Annotated in this window: 3 protein-coding genes; all 3 read right to left on the reverse strand. The window is 32.5% G+C overall.

Going from position 1 to position 2,585, the window contains the following annotated elements:
* Positions 1–220: 220 nt before the first annotated feature.
* The 3 genes from ACFQ1G_RS01155 to ACFQ1G_RS01165 all read right to left on the reverse strand — a co-directional run bounded on the left by ACFQ1G_RS01155 (position 221) and on the right by ACFQ1G_RS01165 (position 2,366).
* Positions 221–835 (reverse strand): hypothetical protein, encoded by a 615-nt coding sequence (locus tag ACFQ1G_RS01155; RefSeq protein ID WP_380736403.1) that lies wholly within the window; start codon positions 833–835, stop codon positions 221–223.
* Positions 836–987: 152 nt separating this feature from the next.
* Positions 988–1,716, reverse strand: a complete 729-nt coding sequence (locus tag ACFQ1G_RS01160; protein ID WP_380736404.1) for a hypothetical protein — start codon at positions 1,714–1,716, stop codon at positions 988–990.
* 197 nt (positions 1,717–1,913) lie between these two features.
* Positions 1,914–2,366: a hypothetical protein gene (locus tag ACFQ1G_RS01165; RefSeq protein WP_380736405.1), complete on the reverse strand. Its 453-nt coding sequence runs from the start codon at positions 2,364–2,366 to the stop codon at positions 1,914–1,916.
* Positions 2,367–2,585 lie beyond the last annotated feature (219 nt).

Raw genomic sequence — 2,585 nt, forward strand, 5'->3', positions numbered from 1 at the left:
TTTTTGTGCCAATGATGTTTGAGTAACAATCAGAATTAAAGTTAAGAGGATACTTTTCATATAATTTGGCACAACGTCTCCGGTTAACGCAAGTAGCGGACCTGCGAAACGCAAATTTGTCGGTTAAGTTATCTTTTTAAAAGTAGTCAAAAATGTCATTTTAGATGGCCTGCCGCTATTTGCTCGTTAACCGATGTTGGCACACGTTTTTTATTTTTCATTACATATTATGGTTAATCAAAATCACTAGTCTTTTGTCAGGTACGATTAAATAGAAATTCGTACTTCCACCGTCATCATATGAATAATATGACCCTGGGTGATTTGCAATTTGTCTTATAAAATCCTGTCGGTCAATTATTTCGCCTTTCCATCCACCGTAAGTAGGTGTCACGAATTTCAAAATCTCTTGTTCGCTTTCTTTAACTGGGGTTCTTGTCCACGTTATGTCAGCTAGTTCTTTTGTCGGAAAGTTCTCAAAAAATTCCTTGTCAGGATTCTTAAAATATTCAGCTGTCTCTTCACTAAACTTATATATGTCCAATGTGTAACCTTCTCCACGGACACTAATTTCTTCATAATCAAATTCTTCCCAACTCCAGAATTTTTTACCTGTCAATTCCGTTGTTCTGTCCTGTATGTAGAAATTTTTTGATAACGGAAATATTTGAAGTTCCCAAGTCAAAAGAATCAGCAATACAGTCAGAATGGAAACTTGAATAGCAAAAGATTTTTTCTTCCCTTTTCTGTATAGACGGAACAGTCGCACTATCCAAATAATCAGTCCGACTATTAGTCCAATCAGAAGTAAGAATAAGATTAGATAGATTTCCATTTTTCAAATGTGTGCCAACGCGCCCGGTTAACGCAAGTAGCGGTTTAGGGAACGCGAATTTGTCGGTTAAGTTAACTTTTTAAAGGTAGTCAAAAATGTCATTTTTGGTAGTCTGCCGCTATTTGCTCGTTAACCGATGTTGGCATTAGTTTTCATTCCACTTGACCAAACCAGTTTAAAGTATTTTTATAATCTGATGGTTTGGTTTTGTACACCCTAAATATTTTCTTTATCGCTGTTTTTCTCATTAAGCTTTTTATTGAGTCGATTTGATTTTTTGATATCTCTTTGTCAGCTATTAAATGAAATTTTAAATGTGGCTTTAATTCTTCTCGTGAGTTTTCTTTGAAATTATTCACTTCATCCTCTAAATTTCTTAAATCAGATGATAAGTCTGTTTTTACTATTAAATCGTCATTTCTATAGCCTGCATAAACATTAAAACTCAATCGATCTGGAAAGCCGATATATTTTAACTCTGAGTTGGTTAAGGGTAAATTAATACTTAAGTCAAGATTCTTTTGGAAAAAGTCATAATGAGATTTAGCTTTTGTTAATTCAGGAAGTTGAATTAAACTATCTCTTATAACTTTAAGGTTTAATAATTTCTTCGATTTGTCTATTTCATATAAATAAGTCAATTGCTTTAGCTCTGTGAATCCATCTATATCTGTTAAGTATATTTTACTTTTATCGGCTTTCCATACACTTTTGCTTAATCCAAGTTTGTCATAAACAACTAATGAATCTTTATAGAAAATAAATTCAACAAAGCCATATTCATCATTTTCTAAATACCAATTTCCAATCAACTGTTTTTCCTCAATTGTTGAACAGCTATATAATAAAGCAAAAATTAATATAAATAAAGTCTTCTTCATCAAATTAATGCCAACGTCTCCGGTTAACGCAAGTAGCGGAGGTTGGGGACGCGAATTTATCGGTTAAATTATCTTTTTAAAGGTAGTCAAAAATGTCATTTTTGAATGATCAGCCGCTATTTGCTCGTTAACCGATGTTGTAAACAGTTTTTATGAGATCCATCGGTTTTCGTATGCCTTTATATTCCACTGTCCATTTATTTTTTTAAGAAAAATATTCCGCCACTTCCGCAAAGTCCACCACATACATACGAGCCATATACAATAGCACTTTTGCGGTCAGTTGAAATTAGTGGAAATGAAATATAGGCTACAGGTTTTCTATTATTCTTCTTTAATTTCGTTTTGGTGTAACCTCGTATTCGTTTATTGTTCTTTTTGTCCATTTTCTTAATGGCTGAAAAAAAATCCACATTTATATTTTCAATTTCTACTGTTCCATATTTTTCATGAGTTTGAAAATCTTGAAAATTTTTAGCGTTTTCAAGATCAGATAATAATTGATCGTTATTAAACCTGTTATAAACAATAATTGTGTCCGACTGATATTCCGCAATTACCAATTCAATTATTGCAGTCAAATCCTTTTCAGTTTGCGAAAAAGAGACTGTAAAAGTCAAAATAAATATGGTTGTCAGGATTTTTCTCAAAATTGTTTACAACGTCTCCGGTTAACGCAAGTAGCGGACCTGGGGAACGCGAGTTTATCGGTTAAGTTATCTTTTTAAAGGTAGTCAAAAATGTCATTTTACAAGGGTCTACCGCTATTTGCTCGTTAACCGATGTTGTGTGTCGTTTTATATTTAGTTTATTATTAATCACAATCATTTCTTTCATTCATTATTGCTCTTTCGTTTAGGTATTTTTGA

Origin of the sequence: Salinimicrobium gaetbulicola (assembly GCF_042676025.1) — a bacterium.
GTDB lineage: Bacteria > Bacteroidota > Bacteroidia > Flavobacteriales > Flavobacteriaceae > Salinimicrobium > Salinimicrobium gaetbulicola.

Excerpts from the sequence above, each read along its gene's own strand:
- ACFQ1G_RS01160 (WP_380736404.1), bottom strand. The coding sequence starts at position 1,716 with ATGAAGAAGACTTTATTTATATTAATTTTTGCTTTATTATATAGCTGT.
- ACFQ1G_RS01155 (WP_380736403.1), bottom strand. The coding sequence starts at position 835 with ATGGAAATCTATCTAATCTTATTCTTACTTCTGATTGGACTAATAGTC.